This window comes from Aquimarina rhabdastrellae, assembly GCA_947387485.1.
In the GTDB taxonomy this organism is placed as follows: domain Bacteria; phylum Bacteroidota; class Bacteroidia; order Flavobacteriales; family Flavobacteriaceae; genus Aquimarina.
This window is the reverse complement of record CANDNT010000002.1, coordinates 400125-419519: the sequence shown is the minus strand read 5'-3', so window position 1 is coordinate 419519 and position 19395 is coordinate 400125. Positions and strand designations below refer to the sequence as shown.

Annotated in this window: 20 protein-coding genes; 6 read left to right on the top strand and 14 right to left on the bottom strand. The window is 31.4% G+C overall.

From position 1 onward, the window contains the following. Positions 1-19 precede the first annotated feature (19 nt). Positions 20-760, bottom strand: coding sequence for a lysophospholipid acyltransferase family protein (locus ACYEKI_RS06430; RefSeq protein ID WP_459210349.1), 741 nt, complete (start codon positions 758-760; stop codon positions 20-22). A 74-nt stretch (positions 761-834) separates the two neighbouring features. Here ACYEKI_RS06430 and trpS point away from each other — a divergent pair, with 74 nt between their 5' ends. Further along, positions 835-1803 carry a tryptophan--tRNA ligase gene (gene trpS / locus ACYEKI_RS06425; RefSeq protein WP_459210348.1) on the top strand — a complete coding sequence of 323 codons (969 nt, stop codon included), beginning with the start codon at positions 835-837 and terminating at the stop codon, positions 1801-1803. A 69-nt stretch (positions 1804-1872) separates the two neighbouring features. Here the strand turns inward: trpS and ACYEKI_RS06420 are convergent, their stop codons facing one another. The 6 genes from ACYEKI_RS06420 to ACYEKI_RS06395 form a co-directional block, all read right to left on the bottom strand. Further along, the gene (locus ACYEKI_RS06420; RefSeq protein WP_459210347.1) at positions 1873-2268 is read right to left on the bottom strand and encodes a hypothetical protein; all 396 of its coding nucleotides are present in this window, start codon (positions 2266-2268) and stop codon (positions 1873-1875) included. Positions 2269-2325: 57 nt separating this feature from the next. After that, positions 2326-3345, bottom strand: coding sequence for a phenylalanine--tRNA ligase subunit alpha (gene pheS, locus ACYEKI_RS06415; RefSeq protein ID WP_459210346.1), 1020 nt, complete (start codon positions 3343-3345; stop codon positions 2326-2328). A gap of 83 nt (positions 3346-3428) precedes the next feature. Then, on the bottom strand, positions 3429-4139 hold the full coding sequence (locus tag ACYEKI_RS06410) for a hypothetical protein (protein ID WP_459210345.1): 711 nt from the start codon (positions 4137-4139) through the stop codon (positions 3429-3431). 7 nt (positions 4140-4146) lie between these two features. Continuing rightward, positions 4147-4503 (bottom strand): hypothetical protein, encoded by a 357-nt coding sequence (locus tag ACYEKI_RS06405; RefSeq protein ID WP_459210344.1) that lies wholly within the window; start codon positions 4501-4503, stop codon positions 4147-4149. Between the two features lie 54 nt (positions 4504-4557). Next, on the bottom strand, positions 4558-4836 hold the full coding sequence (locus ACYEKI_RS06400) for a hypothetical protein (protein WP_459210343.1): 279 nt from the start codon (positions 4834-4836) through the stop codon (positions 4558-4560). Continuing rightward, on the bottom strand, positions 4833-5081 hold the full coding sequence (locus ACYEKI_RS06395) for a hypothetical protein (RefSeq protein ID WP_459210342.1): 249 nt from the start codon (positions 5079-5081) through the stop codon (positions 4833-4835). Before ACYEKI_RS06395 ends, ACYEKI_RS06400 begins: the two co-directional genes overlap by 4 nt. A gap of 69 nt (positions 5082-5150) precedes the next feature. On the opposite strand from ACYEKI_RS06395, the gene ACYEKI_RS06390 reads away from it, so the two are divergent. The 5 genes from ACYEKI_RS06390 (at position 5151) to ACYEKI_RS06370 (ending at position 10793) form a co-directional block, all read left to right on the top strand. Further along, a complete protein-coding gene (locus ACYEKI_RS06390) occupies positions 5151-5660 on the top strand; it encodes a CvpA family protein (RefSeq protein ID WP_459210341.1) in 510 nt (169 codons plus the stop codon). Positions 5661-6030: 370 nt separating this feature from the next. Beyond that, on the top strand, positions 6031-6960 hold the full coding sequence (locus tag ACYEKI_RS06385; RefSeq protein ID WP_459210340.1) for a T9SS type A sorting domain-containing protein: 930 nt from the start codon (positions 6031-6033) through the stop codon (positions 6958-6960). 6 nt (positions 6961-6966) lie between these two features. Then, positions 6967-7629 carry a hypothetical protein gene (locus ACYEKI_RS06380; protein ID WP_459210339.1) on the top strand — a complete coding sequence of 221 codons (663 nt, stop codon included), beginning with the start codon at positions 6967-6969 and terminating at the stop codon, positions 7627-7629. Between the two features lie 484 nt (positions 7630-8113). Further along, complete coding sequence (locus ACYEKI_RS06375; RefSeq protein ID WP_459210338.1) at positions 8114-8851, top strand: LytR/AlgR family response regulator transcription factor; 738 nt, start codon at positions 8114-8116, stop codon at positions 8849-8851. Positions 8852-8867: 16 nt separating this feature from the next. Next, positions 8868-10793, top strand: a complete 1926-nt coding sequence (locus ACYEKI_RS06370; RefSeq protein ID WP_459210337.1) for a tetratricopeptide repeat-containing sensor histidine kinase — start codon at positions 8868-8870, stop codon at positions 10791-10793. Positions 10794-10840: 47 nt separating this feature from the next. On the opposite strand, the gene ACYEKI_RS06365 is transcribed toward ACYEKI_RS06370, so the two are convergent. The 7 genes from ACYEKI_RS06365 to ACYEKI_RS06335 form a co-directional block, all read right to left on the bottom strand. Continuing rightward, positions 10841-12688: a SulP family inorganic anion transporter gene (locus tag ACYEKI_RS06365; RefSeq protein ID WP_459210336.1), complete on the bottom strand. Its 1848-nt coding sequence runs from the start codon at positions 12686-12688 to the stop codon at positions 10841-10843. 548 nt (positions 12689-13236) lie between these two features. Beyond that, on the bottom strand, positions 13237-13983 hold the full coding sequence (locus ACYEKI_RS06360; protein WP_459210335.1) for a tetratricopeptide repeat protein: 747 nt from the start codon (positions 13981-13983) through the stop codon (positions 13237-13239). Between the two features lie 13 nt (positions 13984-13996). Beyond that, entirely contained in the window at positions 13997-15769 is a 1773-nt protein-coding gene (locus tag ACYEKI_RS06355; RefSeq protein ID WP_459210334.1) for a BatD family protein, read from the bottom strand. A gap of 92 nt (positions 15770-15861) precedes the next feature. Continuing rightward, positions 15862-16788, bottom strand: coding sequence for a tetratricopeptide repeat protein (locus ACYEKI_RS06350; protein WP_459210333.1), 927 nt, complete (start codon positions 16786-16788; stop codon positions 15862-15864). 6 nt (positions 16789-16794) lie between these two features. Continuing rightward, complete coding sequence (locus ACYEKI_RS06345) at positions 16795-17829, bottom strand: VWA domain-containing protein (protein ID WP_459210332.1); 1035 nt, start codon at positions 17827-17829, stop codon at positions 16795-16797. 7 nt (positions 17830-17836) lie between these two features. Continuing rightward, positions 17837-18373 (bottom strand): flavodoxin family protein, encoded by a 537-nt coding sequence (locus ACYEKI_RS06340; protein WP_459210331.1) that lies wholly within the window; start codon positions 18371-18373, stop codon positions 17837-17839. 12 nt (positions 18374-18385) lie between these two features. Beyond that, positions 18386-19390, bottom strand: a complete 1005-nt coding sequence (locus ACYEKI_RS06335) for a vWA domain-containing protein (RefSeq protein WP_459210330.1) — start codon at positions 19388-19390, stop codon at positions 18386-18388. Positions 19391-19395 lie beyond the last annotated feature (5 nt).

The following is a 19395-nucleotide window of genomic DNA, read 5'->3' as shown; positions in this document are numbered from 1 at the left end:
TTTCTTTTATATCTAGCGATTATTTCTTGTAAGAAGTAAGTTTATTTAAAATAATTGTTCTTATCTGTTCTCTCAACGTTCGTTTATCTTCCATTGATATTCCTTCTGTAGCAACTGCTTTGTGAACAAAGGCTCTCATCCTTCCTGGACTACCGCTAAAGAATGTATATGAAAACCGTTTTTTATTATCTATAAAAGTTAATGGCAAAATCGGAATTTGATGATCGATTGCTAATCTAAAGGCTCCGTCTTTAAAACTATCTAATACGATAGATTCGTCATCTGGTACTCCTCCTTCTGGAAAAATACAGATACTCGTTCCTTTATTTAAACGTGCTTGTGCACTATCAAAAACTTCTTTTCTGCTTTTTTGATTATTTCGATCCACCAAAATACATGTACGCTTATAGAAAAAACCAAAGACTGGAATCTTAGTAAGTTCTTTTTTCCCTACAAAAACAAATGGATTTTTAACACAATACAGCATTAACATAATATCCGTCATTGAAGTATGATTAGCCACAAACATATAGCTTTGTTTTCTATCTATAGTAGCTTCATGTGTTACTTTGGGAAAGAATCCTGCTCCATATAAACACCACTTTGCCCAATACCTAGCAACCACAAAAAACTGTGGATAAAACCGTTCGCTTGACGTGAGTATTAAGAGTACAGGAAAAAATACAATGAGCGGTAATGCCATAAGCACATAAAACCAAATCCGCCATAAAAGAATTAAAAAGTATCTGATTATTCTCATGTCTTCAAAAATACACATTTGGTTTGAGCTATGTGGGCAAAAAAATTACCTTTGTGAAAAATCAAAAAATAACTATGTCTAGAATTCTAACGGGAGTACAGAGTACAGGAACTCCTCACCTAGGAAACTTGCTTGGAGCTATTATTCCAGCAATCCAAATGGCCAACCAACCAGAGAATGAGTCATTCTTGTTTATTGCAGATATGCATTCATTGACGCAAATTAAAGATGCTAAAACCTTAAGAGAAAACACTTATTCTACTGCTGCGACTTGGCTTGCTTTTGGACTTGACATAGAGAAAACTGTTTTTTACAGACAAAGTGATATTCCTCAAGTAACAGAATTGACTTGGTATTTGAATTGTTTCTTTCCTTATCAACGATTAACACTTGCTCATTCTTTTAAAGATAAAGCAGATCGCCTAGAAGATGTAAACGCTGGATTGTTTACATATCCTATGCTTATGGCGGCAGATATTTTATTATATGATGCAGAAGTTGTTCCTGTAGGGAAAGATCAATTACAACATCTTGAAATGACGCGTGATGTTGCTGCTCGTATGCATGCTCAAGTAGGTGAATTATTTGTTTTACCAGAAGCAAAAGTTCAACAAGAAACGATGTATGTACCGGGAACCGATGGTACCAAGATGAGTAAGTCAAAAGGGAATATCATCAATTTATTTTTACCAGATAAAAAGTTAAGAAAACAAATCATGGGAATTGCTACAGATAGTACTCCTATGGAAGATCCTAAAGATCCAGATACTTGTAATGTTTTTGCCCTTTATAAACTTATAGCAACTCCAGAACAATTAGCCAAAATGCGTGCTAATTATGAAGGTGGTAATTATGGTTATGGTCATGCTAAACAAGCTTTGTATGAGCTTTTAATAGATAAGTTTGCTACACAACGTGAACGTTATCATTATTATATGGATAATCTTAATGAGATTGATGCTGCACTAGCTGTGGGAGCTCAGAAAGCAAAAGCAATAGCAGATACAGTTCTTGCTAGAGTACGAGAAAAAGTAGGTTATTAATACTCCACTATATAAAACAAAAAAGAGGCTCATGAGCCTCTTTTTTTATTCTTATCGAAAAAAGTTTACTTATTTAACCAAAATTCCACGTTGTTCCATTGTAGGAATCTCTTGAAAAGCTTTTTCGTTTATCGTGTTTTTTCTAAACACATATTTCTTATCATAAAGTTTTCCTGATTTAAAGAACGTAACTGCAAATTCGTTATTCATTGCAAGAAGTTCTTCTTGTATCATTTCAACTTTTGCAGCAGATTTAGGTGCTATTTCTCCTATAGCATGTCTTAATAACGATGTTTTTTTGTCTCCATCATAGCCTCTAGTCACTACTATAGCCATTTCTAAAACCTCTGCTGTATCATTAATCAAATATGCTGTCCAATCTTGAGCCAAGAATTCTTCATTCCATTCATTTACAACAGCCATATACACTCCTTCTACTACAGGAATTTCTATATCCTTTTTCATCTAGTTATAATTGCTAATAAAATTGTTGTATTTACTATATAAAAGCAAAAATGCGCTTTATAGCGCACTTTTAAATTGTTCTAAGAAACGTACATCATTTTCATAAAACATACGTATATCTCCTATTTGATATAATAACATTGCTATACGCTCTATTCCCATACCAAATGCAAATCCAGAGTATGTTGTTGGATCGATATTACAATTACGTAATACATTAGGGTCTACCATACCACATCCCATAATCTCTAACCATCCTGTTCCTTTCGTAATACGATAGTCTGTTTCTGTTTTTAATCCCCAATAAATATCAACCTCTGCACTAGGTTCTGTAAATGGGAAATATGATGGTCTCAAACGTATTTTACTCTTACCAAACATCTCTTTGGTAAAATACAATAGTGTTTGTTTTAAATCTGCGAATGAAACATCTTTATCTATATATAATCCTTCTACTTGATGAAAAATACAATGTGATCTCGCAGAAATAGCCTCATTTCTAAAAACTCTTCCAGGAGATATTGTTCTAATAGGAGGTTTATTCTCTTCCATATAACGTACTTGTACAGATGATGTATGTGTACGTAACAACACATCAGGATCTGTTTGTATAAAGAACGTATCTTGCATATCTCTTGCCGGGTGGTATTCTGGCAAATTCAAAGCAGTAAAGTTATGCCAATCATCTTCCATCTCTGGCCCTTCACTCACATTAAATCCTATTCTAGAAAATACATCTATAATTTCGTTTTTAACTAACGAAATAGGGTGTCTCGATCCTAAATGAATAGGCTCTGATGGACGACTTAAATCTCCATAAATACCTTTTTCTTCAGTTTGAGTATCTAAAGTATCTTTTAATACTTCAATTTTTTCTTGAACTTTTTTCTGAAGACTATTTATTGTTTGACCAAATATTTTCTTTTGGTCATTAGCTACGTTTTTAAACTCAGCAAACAAATCTTTTAATATTCCTTTTCTTCCTAGGAATTTAATTCTGAATGCTTCAACTTCTTCTTTTGAAGTTGCTTGAAAATTATCTACTTCTACGATGTAGTCTTTAATCTTATCGATCATGTTCATTTTCTTAATGGAAGCGCAAATTTAATCATTTCGCCCAAAATTCTTTGTATTAGTGATATTAGTTTCCCAATATTTACTTATTTAATATTAATTTTTGAGAATCGTTCTCCATCCAGATAAATATAATTCATCAAAAAATAGACAGATGCTCCTCCAAAAAGGTGCCATAACCAGTGTGTTCCCATATATAACCAACTAAAATCTATTATTTTATCTACACTTCTAAATGTAATTGCAATACAAAAACAAAGTACAGCTAAAGCAATCGAACTTATATTAATCCACTTTGTCTTTTTTAAATATAATAGTATTGGTAAAATTACTGTCACTGATGTAATAATATAACCTAGAGAAATCCTAAGTCCTACAGGCATAGGTATAAATCGTATGGCAAACGAACTACCAATTATCAAGACTAACATTAATAGCCTTTGCCACCAAGTAGTGTATAGTTTAAAGATAAAGTAAACTACAACTGCCAAACATAAAATCATAATTGGTAACCAGTCCATAACCAACCATAATTCATGACTGCGTGTTGCATGATAGATTGTTCCGCCTACAAATCCTATTGCTAATATTGGAATTCCAAAAGATAAAAATCGATGTCTTTTTACTTCTTTATAAACTTTTAAAGAAAAGTATATAATAATACAAAGGAATATAAGATTACTAAACGTATTAAAAGGTTCTACTGGCAATCGCCCCATTAAGGTTTCTTTATAAATAGGCCCTGTGTCTAATGGTTTTTGCAAAAAGTGTTCAATCATAAAAATCTTATACCCCATAGGTTATTTAGGTTATATATTCTTTTTCTACAAAATAGTTTACAATTGCTTCTTTCATAAGAATTGATTGCTCTCCAGCCTTTAAGTTAGGTAATTCTTCTTTGACTTTATAATGAGGCCATTTTTCTTCATCATAATAATCAAACTCATAATAACCATATGGTTCTAGCAAACGACATATAGCTATATGCATTAAATCTAACTTCTCGTCTTTTTTAAACCTTCTATGTAATTGTCCTAACTCTTGAATTCCTATCAAGTAAATAATTGCATCTAGATCCAGTACATCTCCTTCTGCAAATTGTTGAGATAGTTTATCTACCAAACTTTCCCATCTTTCTTTCAGTTTTTCGTCTCTTGCCATGCGTTGTTTTTTTGGCAAAAATACAATAGTTTATGTAGTCAACCTTCAAAAAAACTATTTAGCTTTATTAACGTGTTTTAAAATAGTATCTCTATGTAGCAATCGCATAAGAAGTATTTTATGTTCTTCAAACAAATACATCGTTATGGTATAAAATCCCACTCCTATTTTATATGTGTTATGATTCCCTTTAATGGGTTTTAATTGCGGGATTTCGTTTATAGTATTACAAACTTTAAGTTGCTTTAAAATTAATGCTATTTTTTCTTCTAAGCTTCTATCTGTAATTTCATGAAAGTCTGAAGCAAAAGCCTTTGAAATTTGAACATTCATTTTTTCTTTTTAAATAATTCTTCTTCGGTTACCGTTCCCTCTAGAGAAACTTGTTGCATCAATAACAATAAACCTAAGTCTTCTCTTTCTTCTACACTCATGTTTTGAATTCGTTCTTTTTGCTTGAATTCAATATACCAACTAACTGATTTTTCCATCAGTTTTTTTACACTAACACCTTCTAAAGCAGCTAAAAGCTTAAGTTTAGGCACTAACTCTTCGTCTATATCTATTATTTTTTTCATATATATTTTATATTAAATATACATAATTATTTTATCTTAAAACTGTATATTGAACGCAAAACAGCAACAATGAATTATATTGACATCATTCTAGGTATTTTACTCTTGTGGGGACTTATTAGAGGCGTTTCTAAAGGATTACTAGTTTCTCTTGCTTCATTATTAGCTTTAATAGCTGGAGTATACTTTGCTGTTCATTTTTCTCATATCGTTGCAGATTATCTAAGTAATCACGTTCAATGGAATGAGAATACATTAAAACTTTCTGCTTTTGCCATTACGTTTATTATTGTAGTCATTGGTATTACTTTAATTGGTAAAATACTAACCAAAATAGCTGATTTTGCTGCATTAGGCATACTCAATAAATTACTAGGTGGCGTTTTTGGAGTATTAAAAATAGCTTTTATACTTAGTGCTTTTATGATGCTTTTTGATGCTGGTAATAAACATCTAGAAATCATTCCTCAAGATACTATAGACGAATCGATGCTTTATCCACATATTCAAGTTATTGCTCCTGCTATTTTACCAAATATCATTGAAGAGGTTAAAAAAGAGAAAGCTACTGAAGTTTAAAAACACCTAGTGTTTTTTATAGAAATGCAGTAAATGAATATATATCATTTATACTTCAAAAAAAGCAAAGGATAAACTAGGAAGAATTTTTATTAAATAAACTTATCTTTAAAAGATAAAAAAAGTCTGTTGACACAAATTGTATCAACGGACTTTTTTTATACTCATAATCAAAATGTTAAATATTAACATTTTTTTATGAATTCTCTTTTTACAACAGTAATACACTGAAAACAAAAACTTTACTAACCAATATCATATTCTGCTTAACACCTTAATCTACTTACACTTGTATAATTATGTATTTAACCAACATTTTTATATAGTTTTGAAAAACCAAGTTAATAATTAATCAAATTATCAATTTTTTATGAAAAAAATAATTACTCTTCTATTACTAGCCAATTCATCGTTTTTGCTAGCACAGCAAAAACATGAGGTTATCTGGAAAGAAGATTTTAATGGCTATCAAAGTCCAACAGGTATCGAAGGTGAAAACGATAGTGATACTTCGACAAATGTAATTTACAATTTAGGAGACTATCCTGCCTCAGTAAGCAAGTGGAGTCTTGATGCTTCAAACGCAGATTTACAAAATTTTTCAGATTATGCTGCTGTATTTAGAAACAATCAACATATCGATGCACATTTAAGGGTTCAAGATCCTGGAGGTGATGGGGTTTCTTGGATTTCTGAAACGATTGACGTAAGCTTACACAATAACACTACAGTAAGTTTATCTATACAAGAAGATGGAGATCATGAGTCCTCTGATTATGTAGATGTGTATTATAGTATTGATGGCAATGCTTTTGAAAGAATCCCTAATTGGAAAAACTTTGGAAATGATGATCATACCTTAGTAGGTGGTGATGGTACAGGATGTGTAGATAGAGATTGGAGGCATGAAAATGTATATTTTAAAATTCCAGATGATGCTCAATCTGTAGCTATTAAAGTAACATTAAAAAATGGATCTTCTTCAGAAAATTTCTATCTAGATGATATCGTTGTGATGGGACAAGAAGATCAAACCTTAAGTGTTACTGATTTAAGTAATGTTGCTTCTTTTAAAACGTATCCTAACCCTGCATCTGATCATCTAATGGTAACGTCAAACAAGACCATTAGCAAATTAGAATTATTTACTATTACAGGACAAAAAGTTTTTGATCAAGAAATAAATGCTTCAGAGCATAGACTTCCTCTTTCTGATTATTCTCAAGGAGTATATTTCTTAAGAATGTACAGCAGTAAACAATCTTTTAGCGTTCAAAAAATCATCATAAACAAACAATAATTACGAATGAAAAATAGTATTTCAATCCTATTATTCATGATAGGATACTCAATATATGCACAACAAACAACCGATTTTTTTCCTGCTTCTACAGAATTGTGGGTAGAAGATTTTATAGGTTATGATCATCAAACTGGATTCTCTGGTACAGGAGATGGAAATCTTACTAATAGTGGAGAATATCCTGCAAATGTGAGTAAATGGACTCTTGATGGTTCTGGTATTTCTCTTGCTAATGCTTACAAAGGATATGTAAATAATACTGAAGATGGAGATATTTACAGACCTTCATTTTGGGCAGAGAATACTCAAGGAGAATTAGTATGGGAAACAGAAGAAATTGATGTTTCTGGAAATGCTAAGGTTTATATGAAAGTTGTTCTTGAAGAAACTGGAGATCATTCACCAGAAGATTATATCGATGTTTACTGGCAAGTTGTGGGAGTTGGTAATTTTATCAAAATTGATGAAGATGGTTCTGGTCATACTGTAATGGGAACAGATGATGATGCCGATGCATGCTCTGATAATGATTGGAGAAGTATGGTATTTACCAAAGATCTTACCGTTACAGATAATCAAGCTGTTAAAATTAGAGTTGTATTTAATTCTACTGCACCTGATCGCATATTGAAATTAAACAAAGTTCAGATTACTGGATCAAACTAATACGATCATATTTAATTTGAAAGTTAACATATTTATATAAAAAAACACCTCAATACACTTTTGCATTGAGGTGTTTTAAATCTCTTCAAAAAATAAGTTCATTTTTAGATAATACCATTCCCCAATAAATATAATCTTACTTATTTTCTATTACCTAAAGAGACTGCAAACACATTAAAGTTTCGAAGTTGTTTATTAGAAATTTTTTACCCCTATCATTTATAACAAAAACTTCTATTCAAATATACTTCAATAGAGGTTTAACCGTAATCCATTTTGTATGATTGGAAGTAAATCGTGTATAATTTGCATAAGTTGTCTTAATTATTTGATTTTTACCCATCATAATATTGCTGTTTAACCTTTTTGACTAGTTTCTTTTTTCAAAAAATGCAAATCATACACCTTTTGCTACCATTGATACGATCTCAAATTTCATTCTCTATATAAAAGCTTATCTTTAATACAAATTAAATATAAGTGTATGCTTAGAGCAATATTAGTAGATGACGAACCTAAAGCGCTAGAAAGTTTATCTTGGGAATTAAGTAATTTTAATGATGAAATAGAAGTTGTTGCAAAATTTAGTGATCCAGAAAAAGCTTTACAACATATAAAATCTGCATCTTTTGATTGTATATTCTTAGATATTGAAATGCCTACAATGGATGGTTTCCAATTTTTAAATAAAATTGAAGTAAAAGATTTTGCCGTAGTCATTACAACAGCATATAATGAGTATGCTATTAAGGCTTTAAAGCAAGAAGCTATCGACTATTTATTAAAACCTATTGATATGGATGATCTTAAAGTTACTATATCAAAGATTAAAAAGTATATTACTCGTAATGACTTTTCTACAGAACGTTTTGAACGTTTACTATCTGACTATAATAGTCGTTATAATAAAAAGCGTATCACTATAAATACTGATGGAAAACTAATTTTTCAAGATTTAGATGAATTGCTTTTTGTAGAATCTGATGGAAACTACAGCACATTACATCTAGAAAACTCTAAAAAAATAGTACTCACAAAAAAACTAAAAGAAGTTAATGCGCTACTTCCTGATGAACGTTTTTTTAGGATCCATAACTCTTATGTAGTCAATCTAGACAAAATCAAGGAGTTTTTTAAATCAGACGGTTATGTCGTTTTGGTGTCTAATCATAAGATCCCATTATCACGACAGCGAAAAGCCGCTTTTTTACAAAAGCTTTAATATCACACATACCCCCATGAAAAAAAAGCTATTATTTGTATTTTTCATTTTTTGTTGCCTTATAAGTTTTTCTCAAGAAATCGACTCGCTTTATATAGCGCGGGTTGATAGCTTATTGAGCTTTAGGCCTAAAAGTTATGATCAAATTGATCGATTACTCAAACCTCATAACAAAGATTCTATTTATCTACGTTATTTGTTTGATCGCTTTGCTAAAGCAAACTATCCCTCAGGAGAAAGTTATGCTTATAACATGATGGGAATCCATTGTAGAAATACAACTCAATATCCCAAAGCTATTGCATTGCATAAACAAGCTATCGAAAAAGCTATCGAAGCAGATAATATAGAGTTAAGAGTTGTTGGGCTTAATATGCTTGGAGTAGTTTTTAGAAGAAAAGATGCTATTCGCACTGCTTTGGATTATCATCATGAAGCACTTACTCTTGCCGAAAATATAAATCCACCTACCAAATCTATAAAACAAAGTATCGCAGTTTCTTTAAATAGTATGGGAAATATTTATCTCACACTAAAACAATTTGATCTCGCCATACAAAAGTTTAGTCGCTCTGCAATCATCGAAACAGATGTTAACAATCGATTAGGTCTCGCTATAAATCACCAAAACATAGGGTATGCAAAAGAATCTATTGGCAATTTAGATGAAGCTTTAAAGGATTATCGTATGTCGCTAGCTTTTAATGAAGCTATTAATTCTATGATTGGTAAGGTAATCTGTTATAATAGCATAGGTCGTGTTTATGTTAAACAAAAAAAATACCAACAAGCCATAGATATTATCACTCCTATCTTAGAAAATGCCAAAGATTTAAGAGATAAGTTTCACCTTACTCGAGTATATAACAATCTAGGTAGGGCACATATTGGTGTTAATGATTTTAAAAAGGCCAGGTTTTATTTATTACATGCTTTATCAACTGCCAAGGAACATAACTTCATGAGCTCTATTGAGGATGCTTATAATCATTTATCCTTACTCTCTGAAAATGAAAATGATTTTAAACAAGCATTGTTCTATCATAAAAAAGCACAAGAATACAATGATAAAATCAGTAATGATAAGAATTTTCAATATGTAACCGATCTCTTAATTAAATATGATACCGAAAAAATAAATAATCAACTTAAGGTTTTAGAAAAAGAAAATGAAATCGTAAAACTTAAATTACGCAGAGACAGAACCATATGGCTTATTAGCTCTATTATTTTAATGCTTTTAATTCTCTTAGTTTATATTCTTTATCGTCAACGTTTATTAAATAACGAAAAGAAAATATTAACCTTAGAGCAAGATATGTTAAGAAGTCAAATGAACCCTCATTTTATTTTTAACTCTCTTAATTCGATCAAGCAATATATCATTAGCAAAGAGCAAAAAAATGCAGTCTATTATCTTAATAAATTTGCTAAGCTTATTCGTAAAATCCTTGAAGCCTCAAGAGTTAAAGAAGTCTCTCTAGCCGAAGAATTAGAAACTATCGATCTCTATATGAGTATTGAAAACATACGTTTTTCAAACGAAATTGATTTTCAGGTGCAGGTTAAAGATCAAATAGAGCTAGAAGCAATTAAAATCCCTTCTATGATTCTACAACCTTTCTTAGAAAATGCATTATGGCATGGATTATCTTCTAAAAAAGGAGAAAAGAAAATCACTCTAGAAATTAATAGGGATAAAAAAGATTTTGTCACTATTATTATTACCGATAATGGAATAGGTCGTAGAGCTGCTCAACGAATTAGAAGAAATAAAACAATTAAACGGAAGTCTATAGGTGTAGAAATTACAAAAACTCGTCTTGCAAATTTTGTCAAAAATTTTGAACATACATTTACCTTACAATTCAAAGATTTAAAAGATAAAACTAATCAAGCTTCGGGTACACAAGTAATACTTCAAATACCTTTAAAGCATTAATTCATAAATACAAAAAAGAGGCGTTTTAAGCGCCTCTTTTTTATATATTAATATTCGTTCTTCACTATCGTACTTAAAACACTCATACAGCTTTCAAAATTATCATAGATTCTATCTTCTGATATTAAATCAGGAACGATATCTATATTTTTCATCAAATACAAGGGTTGTGCTTGTACTCCCACTATATAAGATTGGATATTGCGTTGTTCTAGGTCATGTAAGACATCTTCTATCGCATATAATCCTGATTGGTCGATATACGGAACTCTATCCATTCTAATAATTACATGTGAAGCTGTATTAGGTATTTGTCGTGCTAAGGCCTGAAATTCGCTTGTAAATCCAAAGAATACAGGGCCATTAAGATGTTTTATAAATACTTCTTCTTTTAAGTTCTCTGGGAAATTTAATTCATCAATCCATTTTTCTCCATTAGTTGCTGATTGTTTAATATTTTTGACCTTTGATTTATTAGCTGTAACATCTCCCATTTTTTTCATAAACATCAATGAGGATAACAGTAACCCGATTCCTACCGCATAAACCAAATTCCAGAATACAGATAATAATAATACCACTATCATAATTACTACTTCTACTTTTGGGATATGAGGAATCGCTTTTAATCCTTTATAATCCATCACTCCAATTCCAACCGTAATTAAAATTCCTGCTAAAACTGCTGCAGGTATTTGAGAAGCAATAGGCCCTAATAGCAACAAAATTATCAATAATAATATTCCCGCAATCATACCAGAAAGTTTTGTTTTTCCTCCTGCATTGATGTTTACTACAGTACGTATGGTTGCTCCTGCCCCCGGAATTCCTCCAAAAACTGCGGCTATACTATTTCCTATTCCTTGACCTATCAATTCTTTATTAGGTTCATGACGCGTTTTGGTCATATTATCTGCTACAACAGATGTTAATAAGGAATCTATGGCACCTAAAAATGCTAGTGATAATGCAGAAAAGATATATGGTGTTATTACTCCAAAGTTAAATTCTGTAAAAATCTCAAGATTAGGAATAGGCAACCCACTAGGGATTTCCTGAATTGCTCGATAATTAATCCCTGCAAAATACGCTATCCCAGAAACTATTAATAATGCGACTAAGGTGCTTGGTATAGCTGTAGTAATACGTTTAAAACCATAAATAATTACAATAGTAATTAACGTTAGAATCAATTCTGTCCAGTTCATTTTTTGCAACGCAGATGGTAGTACTTTTAATGCTCCCAAAACTCCAGAAGAATAGGATCCCACCAAAGATTTTGCTTCTTGATCAATTGCTTCGGGTGTGATTTCATGTGCTCTTTTGATTGTTTCTTTAAAATCTTTGAGTACTAATATACCTTCTCCTGCTTCCTCTTTTAGAATGTTCTCTAGGATGACTTCTTCTGCTTGTGGCTTAAATGCGTTTATTAGATTTTCATCTTCTTTAGGATAATAACCCAAAGAAGGTAATATTTGAGTTATTAAAATCATTACTCCTATCGCTGTCATAAATCCCGATACTACTGGATACGGAATATATCTAATGTATCTACCTATACCTATAACTCCTAATCCTATTTGAAAGATTCCGCTTAATAAAAATACGGTAAGTATAGCTGGCAATGCTTTTTCTACATTACCTTCATATGCTCCTACAATACCTGCTATCACTAGCATACTTACAGCTGTCATAGGTGCAGTTGGTCCCGAAATTTGTGTAGGTGTTCCGCCAAATAATGCAGCAAAAAAAGCTATAAAAATAGCACCGTATAAACCTGCACTAGGGCCAAGTCCAGAAGAAACTCCAAAAGCTAATGCCAAAGGTAATGCTACTATACCTGCTGTAACTCCTCCAAAAATATCTCCTCTTAAATGTTTAAAAAAATTATTCATGCTTCCCACTTAAAATATATTTATCCTCGTACTATATTAAATTCTACTTTTCTCCACTATTTACTTGGTATATCACTCTAATCCTCTTGATTTTTCCAGCAGTTTCTCTTGTTCTTAATACCTCACTCTGCATTTTACCTGCTCTAATAAATCTCTGTTTAAGAAGTTCTTATTACTTTCTTGTAAAGTAGCTAAGTTAGATACTAGTATCATTGCAATTTGTATTTCTTTGGTATGTGTTTTAATCATTTCTCTATTTCTGAATACCATTTATATCCTAAACTAGGATATTAGTTCTATTAAATTTCGGGATTTTTTTTGTAAACTAAAATTAGATCTTCACAATATTTTAAAAATCAAAGATTTTAAAACACAATCATATACAATTGATAACCATATAACAACATTTTAAAGAGCAAAAAAATAAGGATACTACATCAAAGTAATATCCTTAAATCTATTCTTAATCTTCCTTAAAAACAGGTATTCTTCCTACAAAAGCTTAGTTTTTATAGCCTCTTTTAGGTTCATAAAAAATACCTTATTTGTTATAGTTCTTTTATATCTGTTCTTGGTATCCAACCAATTTTACCATCGGCCAATTTAATTTTTCTCCAATTATTTACACTTTCTGTAACCTTAACTTTAGTTCCTTCATGCAATTCAAAAACTGCATCGCTACTTAGGTTAGGCTCACTCTTAATTGTAGCTGCTTCTGCCATTACAATTGCATACTGAGTGTTTTTAACGTAATTGTATTGACTGAAAGCAAAAATCACACTAATAATGGTTATCATTGCTGCCACCGATGTCCCTATAAAGAACATGCGCTTCTTTGTTGTACTTTGAGCGATATAGTATAATATAAATAACACTACTAAGCTTATTACACTCAATATTGACAACCATGCCCACCCATCAAAGCTTAATTTATTAATCATATTATTTACCGTTTTGGTAATAACACTTTCTGGTAAGACATCAATTTGATCAATCGTTGCATTTTGAGCAAAAACTAAATTGTTTTTTACATCTTCATCATTAGGAGATAAAGCTAAAGCTTTTTCAAAATAATATATACTTTCTCCTATATTACTTAGTTTATAGTTAGTATTCCCTAGATTGTAATATAAGGCAACTGACTCTTTTCCTTCTGCTAATATAGATTCGTATACTTTTTTAGCTTCAGCATACTGTTTTTCGTTATATAAAGCATTTGCTTTTTCAAAGGAATCTTGCTGTGCAGATAGTATTGAAGTTATCAATATAACGAATAGAAAAACGATCTTCTTCATAGTCATAATCATGTTATAATTGTTTATCAATTGCAGAAATCACTTTGGATGCTTTATCATAATCTTGTTGCATAGCCGAACTTGATGATGGTGTATACCTAGCAAATTCACAACTCTCTAATAATCCAATAAAGTCTTTAAGCGTGTCTTCTTGCACTCCTTTTCCTTTTAATAAATCTTTTATATGATCTTTACTCATTTCGCTAGTCTGAATATGTAGTTTTGCTTTTAAATAGTTATGCAAAGCTCTTTCCATAGCGATATAGAACTCTTTTTGATTTCCTAAATTCTTCTTGGCTTCAGACAAATACTTCTTAGCCAATTTATCTGCTTTACGTATACGGTTTCCGCTCTCATCATTTAATCTTTCTTCTCTCTTTTTTCCAAAGAAAATAAACAATGGTATAGCTATTAATGGCAATGTAAGTGCAACCCAATATGTTGTTGTTTTAAAGAAGTGCTTTTTTGAAATAGGTTCTAATGTCGTATTTGTTTTTATATATCTAAACTGATTGTCTGTTTGTGTTACTATTTGTTTTGTAACATTACCACCACCTGTAGTTGTTGTAGGAGTTACTTCTCCTCGATTAGGTCCATTTTTAACATCTACAACAATTTCTGTTGATGTTATTTCTTTATATGTTTCGGTTTTTAAATCAAAGTATGAAAACGAAATAGGTTGAATTGGATATTTTCCTTTGTATTGAGGCACTAATGTATATGTATCTGAGATTGTACCATTCATACCCGTAAGGTTCGTCTTTACAAATTCATTATGCTCTGGCTCATATTGTTCTAATCCATTAGGCACAGTAAGCTTTGGCAACTCAAATAATTTTAAGTTTCCGTTTCCTGTTACAGAAATCTTTGCTTCTAATGATTCTGTTGCACCTAATTCTGTTTTATTTGTTACTACTTTAAAATCAAATCTACCTACAGCTCCAGTAAAACTAGCAGGCTTCCCTGCATCTGGTAATGGTTTTACATTGATTGTTCTTTTTCCAGCTGTTACGGTTTTATTAACTGTGGTATATAATCTTCCTCCAAAAATATCTCTACGATTACTAGGTACATCTACTGCAACGGTCAATGCTAATGGTTCAATGTTTAGTTTTCCTGTCTTTTGAGGGTATAACACTGTTTTACCACAAACAATCATATTATATGGTTGTCCTTTATATTCTCCTCTTTCGACTTTAAGTTGTTTAATTTCGATATTCTGACTCCAAAAATCACTGTATTTAGGATCATCTTTTCTTCTTAAATCGCTAATCTGGATTCTAGGACCTACATAGAGTTTATATACTACTGTTATAGCTTCATTAAGGTATGGATTTCCTTTAGAAACTTCGGCAACAAGGTGTAAGCCTTCTTGAACTTGATAATCTGGATCATTGGGGTCTTTAGGTTTATCTACTGCAGCGGTAACCTCAACTGGTACAGGTACAGTTTTATAGGTATTCCCTCCTATATTAATAGTAGCTTGACCTATAGTAAATTTTCCTCTCTTAGTGGGTGATAGGAAATAGCTAAACGTTTTTGAATACGATCGTTTACCGTTTACCCAAGAATTACTTATAGATTGATTAGGTCCTCCAACAACTGTAAATCCTCTAAAATCTGGTTGGGTAAAATTATCTCCATCCTGATTCATTTCAAAATCTACACGTAACCGCTCATTCACCCCTAGTTTTTTCTTACTCACCTTAGCTTCAAACTTTACTTGTGCTATCGCAAGATTTGAGACTACTATAAATAGGGTTAGAAAAAATAGCCTTAACTTCACTCTTTATTATTTTTTAATTAGTTGATCTACGATCAATATACTCTTTTTACAAAATTAAAATAGTTTTTAAGTCTCTCAAAACAGACTTGGTATTACCAATCTTTTTCAGATTTTACTTTTGCGCCTTTTATCTTCTTGGCATTCATCTTATCCTGCACCTTCTTTTCTTGATTGTTCATTGCCTCTAGTAAACTCTTTATTTGCTGTGGAGATAATTGCCCTTGTACTTGTTGTGGCTTTTGCTGACCTTGTTGATCACCTTTATTTCCTTGCTGTTGCTCTTGCTCTTGTTCTTTCTTTTCTTTTTCCTCTTCTTCTTTAGACTTTCCGTTTTGATCTTGGTTTTTGTCCTCATTAGGATCTTTTTGATCTTTTCCTTGATCTCCTTTGTCTTTTTTATCGTCTTCTCCCTTATTATCCTTTTTATCTTTATCGCCTTGATCTTTTTGATCCTGATTTTGATCTCCTTGCTGGTCTTTCTGATCTTGGTTTTGTTGATCTTTATTCTGCTGATCCTGGTTTTGATCTTTATTATCTTGATTCTGCTGTTGTTGCTCTTGTTCTTTTTTCTTTTGCTTTGCAAGCGCTAGATTGTAACGTGTCTCATCATCTGTAGGATCATTTCTCAGTGCATTTTTATAGGCTTCTACAGCTTCTTTGTATTGCTTTTTTTCCATAAAAACATTTCCTTGATTATGAAATGCTTTATGTTTCTCTGCTTTGGTTTGCGCAACTTTGGCTGTTTCTTTATATCTCAAACTTGCTTCATCATACTTTTGTGTATTGTAATATGAGTTTGCTAAGTTATATTTTGCTACTGCACTTTCAGGATTTTTAGCTATCGCTTTACGGTATTCTCCTTCTGCTTTAGGGAAATTACCTTCTTGAGTCAATACCTCATTTGCTGTTGCTACAAAACGTTTTGACTCTGCTCTTGCCTCTTCTAATTCTGCTACATCTTGTGCAAATAACACTCCTAATGGGCATATCAATAATAGTATTAATAATCGCTTCATCATTTTGTTTTATTTTTCGTTAAATAAATCCAATTTCTTAATCCAAGAAGTTTTACGTTCTAATAAAAATATATCTATAAATAAAAACAGTAATCCAGCTGCAAGGCACCATTGGAATTGATCTTCAAAATCTGCTACTTGCTTTGCTTCAAACTCTTTTTTATTCATTCCAGTCAAAACCTCTTTTACCTGATCTATTACTGCAGTTGTATTTGTTCCGTCAATATAAATTCCATTAGCTTTTTGTGCTATGTTTTGTAGGGTTGCTGGATTTAATCTTGTTATTACTGTTTCTCCTTGGTTATTCTTTTTATAGCTTTGAACAATTCCGTTTCTTTTAATCGGAATTGGTCCTCCTTTTTGAGTTCCTACTCCTATTGTATAGATTTTTATACCTTCTTTGGCAGCTTCTTCTGCAATACCATCAACATTACCCTCATGATCTTCTCCATCACTAATGATAAACAACACTCTATTGGTTTGTTCTTCATCATTATAGTAGGTTTTTGCTAATTCTATTGCTTCGTTTATTGCTGTACCTTGAGATGATACCATATTGGTATTCATCGCCTGTAAAAACATCTTTGCAGATCCATAATCTGTGGTAATCGGTAATTGTGGAAAAGCACTTCCTGCATAAGCTATAATTCCTATTCTATCACTAGCCAGGTTATTAATAATCTGTGTAACTAATTGTTGTGCTTTCTGTAAACGATTAGGAGCAATATCCTCGGCCAACATACTTTTTGAAATATCTATTGCAAAAACTACATCTACACCTTCTCTTTTGATCGTTTTTAACTTTGTCCCTATTTTTGGGTTCACTAAACCTATCACAAAACATGTTATGGCTAAACTTAACATTATTAATTTTAAAACAGGTTTAAATGTCGATTTATTAGGGCTTAATTTTTTTAATAATGCCTTGTCTGCAAATTTATTTTGCATACGTTTTCGCCAAAGCAATACACCTATAAATATCACTACAATTACTGGAATTACCAGTAAATACCAAAAATATGCCGTTTCTTCTAGTAAATGCATACCTAATTTATTCTTTATTACTATCAACTGTAGCTTTTTCTGCCACTAGTTTTATAGTTAATTTTTCTAATCGTTCTTTTGTTACTTTAGTAAGCGCTCCATCATTAACGCATCCATGTACGGTTCCTATGGCTTCCATGCCTAGATATTCAACACTTTTATTATATGGAATATAAAATGATGCTTCAATATCTTGTTCACCACTACAACTTATCATAGCAGTGCGTTTACCTCTTAATTTTCTTCCGAAATCTTGCTCTTTATATAAGAAATCTGATATACGATCAAAAAACACTTTTAATATACCACTCATACTATACCAGTATACTGGTGTTGCAAATACAATAGTATCGTATTGATTTACAATCTCTTTAAAAAGTGTATTAAAATCATCTTGATTTTTAAATTCATAATCAAAATGTTGTATCTCTTTCTCTTTTAGATCGATGATATCAAAGCTTGTATGTTCTTTTATATAGGAAACTAACTTTGCTGTGTTTCCTTTACTATTTGAACTACCTAAAATGATTACTCCTTTACTCATTCTTCTATTTTCTTATATAAAGCTTCTAAACACTGTATTACGTAACAACACTTCTAATACCAATAATCCTAAAGCTAATAATACTAATGGTCTAAATTTTTCTTCGTAATTATAAAACTTAAATTCTTCTATATCTGTTTTTTCAAGTTTATCGATTTCGGCATAAATATCTTTAAGCTTTTTATTATTGGTTGCTCTAAAATATTTTCCTCCTGTAACCTTTGCTATTTCTTTTAATAAAGCTTCGTCTATTTCTACTTTTACATTACCATATTGAAATGTTCCATTAGGTCGTATTGCAATAGGTGCTAATGCCATACCATTTGTACCTAATCCTATAGTATAGGTCTTGATTCCATATTCTAGTGCTAATTCTGAAGCAATTTTGGGATCTATAAATCCTGCATTGTTAGATCCGTCTGTTAACAATATAATGACTTTACTTTTGGCTTTGCTGTCTTTTAATCTATTTACAGCTGTTGCCAATCCCATTCCTATTGCTGTTCCGTTTTCTAGAATACTGTTGTATTGTACTCGTTTAAGCGAACTCAAAACTATAGATTTATCACTAGTAATAGGTGTTCTTGTATAGCTTTCTCCTGCATATTCTACAAGACCTATACGATCACTTGGTCTACCTTGAATAAACTCGGCCGCTACTTTTTTTAAGGCTTCTAGTCGGTTAGGTTTTAAATCTTTGGCTAGCATACTTCCAGAAACATCTATTGCCATAACAATATCGATTCCTTTATTAGAAGTTGTCTTTGTAGAAACATCTACTGTGCGCGGTCTAGCTAATGCTATAATAATTAACCCTAATGTCAGTAATCTTAAAACAAACAATAAAGGTTTAAGCTTAGCTAACCAACTCTGTGTTAACTTAAATCCTTTTACACTCGATATTTTTAAGCTAGCTTGTTGTTCTTTTCTTTTCCAGATATACCATGCTATTGCCAAAGGCAAACTTAAAAGTAGCCAAAAGAACTGTGGGCTTTCAAATGTGAAATTTTCAAACATATCTA

Coding starts and splice junctions, on each gene's coding strand:
- ACYEKI_RS06365 (WP_459210336.1), bottom strand. CDS start 12,688: ATGAATAATTTTTTTAAACATTTAAGAGGAGATATTTTTGGAGGAGTT.
- ACYEKI_RS06375 (WP_459210338.1), top strand. CDS start 8,114: ATGCTTAGAGCAATATTAGTAGATGACGAACCTAAAGCGCTAGAAAGT.
- ACYEKI_RS06400 (WP_459210343.1), bottom strand. CDS start 4,836: ATGAATGTTCAAATTTCAAAGGCTTTTGCTTCAGACTTTCATGAAATT.
- ACYEKI_RS06360 (WP_459210335.1), bottom strand. CDS start 13,983: ATGAAGAAGATCGTTTTTCTATTCGTTATATTGATAACTTCAATACTA.
- pheS (WP_459210346.1), bottom strand. CDS start 3,345: ATGATCGATAAGATTAAAGACTACATCGTAGAAGTAGATAATTTTCAA.
- ACYEKI_RS06370 (WP_459210337.1), top strand. CDS start 8,868: ATGAAAAAAAAGCTATTATTTGTATTTTTCATTTTTTGTTGCCTTATA.
- ACYEKI_RS06390 (WP_459210341.1), top strand. CDS start 5,151: ATGAATTATATTGACATCATTCTAGGTATTTTACTCTTGTGGGGACTT.
- ACYEKI_RS06380 (WP_459210339.1), top strand. CDS start 6,967: ATGAAAAATAGTATTTCAATCCTATTATTCATGATAGGATACTCAATA.
- ACYEKI_RS06350 (WP_459210333.1), bottom strand. CDS start 16,788: ATGATGAAGCGATTATTAATACTATTATTGATATGCCCATTAGGAGTG.
- ACYEKI_RS06430 (WP_459210349.1), bottom strand. CDS start 760: ATGAGAATAATCAGATACTTTTTAATTCTTTTATGGCGGATTTGGTTT.
- ACYEKI_RS06410 (WP_459210345.1), bottom strand. CDS start 4,139: ATGGGGTATAAGATTTTTATGATTGAACACTTTTTGCAAAAACCATTA.
- ACYEKI_RS06420 (WP_459210347.1), bottom strand. CDS start 2,268: ATGAAAAAGGATATAGAAATTCCTGTAGTAGAAGGAGTGTATATGGCT.
- ACYEKI_RS06340 (WP_459210331.1), bottom strand. CDS start 18,373: ATGAGTAAAGGAGTAATCATTTTAGGTAGTTCAAATAGTAAAGGAAAC.
- ACYEKI_RS06405 (WP_459210344.1), bottom strand. CDS start 4,503: ATGGCAAGAGACGAAAAACTGAAAGAAAGATGGGAAAGTTTGGTAGAT.
- ACYEKI_RS06345 (WP_459210332.1), bottom strand. CDS start 17,829: ATGCATTTACTAGAAGAAACGGCATATTTTTGGTATTTACTGGTAATT.
- trpS (WP_459210348.1), top strand. CDS start 835: ATGTCTAGAATTCTAACGGGAGTACAGAGTACAGGAACTCCTCACCTA.
- ACYEKI_RS06335 (WP_459210330.1), bottom strand. CDS start 19,390: ATGTTTGAAAATTTCACATTTGAAAGCCCACAGTTCTTTTGGCTACTT.
- ACYEKI_RS06395 (WP_459210342.1), bottom strand. CDS start 5,081: ATGAAAAAAATAATAGATATAGACGAAGAGTTAGTGCCTAAACTTAAG.
- ACYEKI_RS06385 (WP_459210340.1), top strand. CDS start 6,031: ATGAAAAAAATAATTACTCTTCTATTACTAGCCAATTCATCGTTTTTG.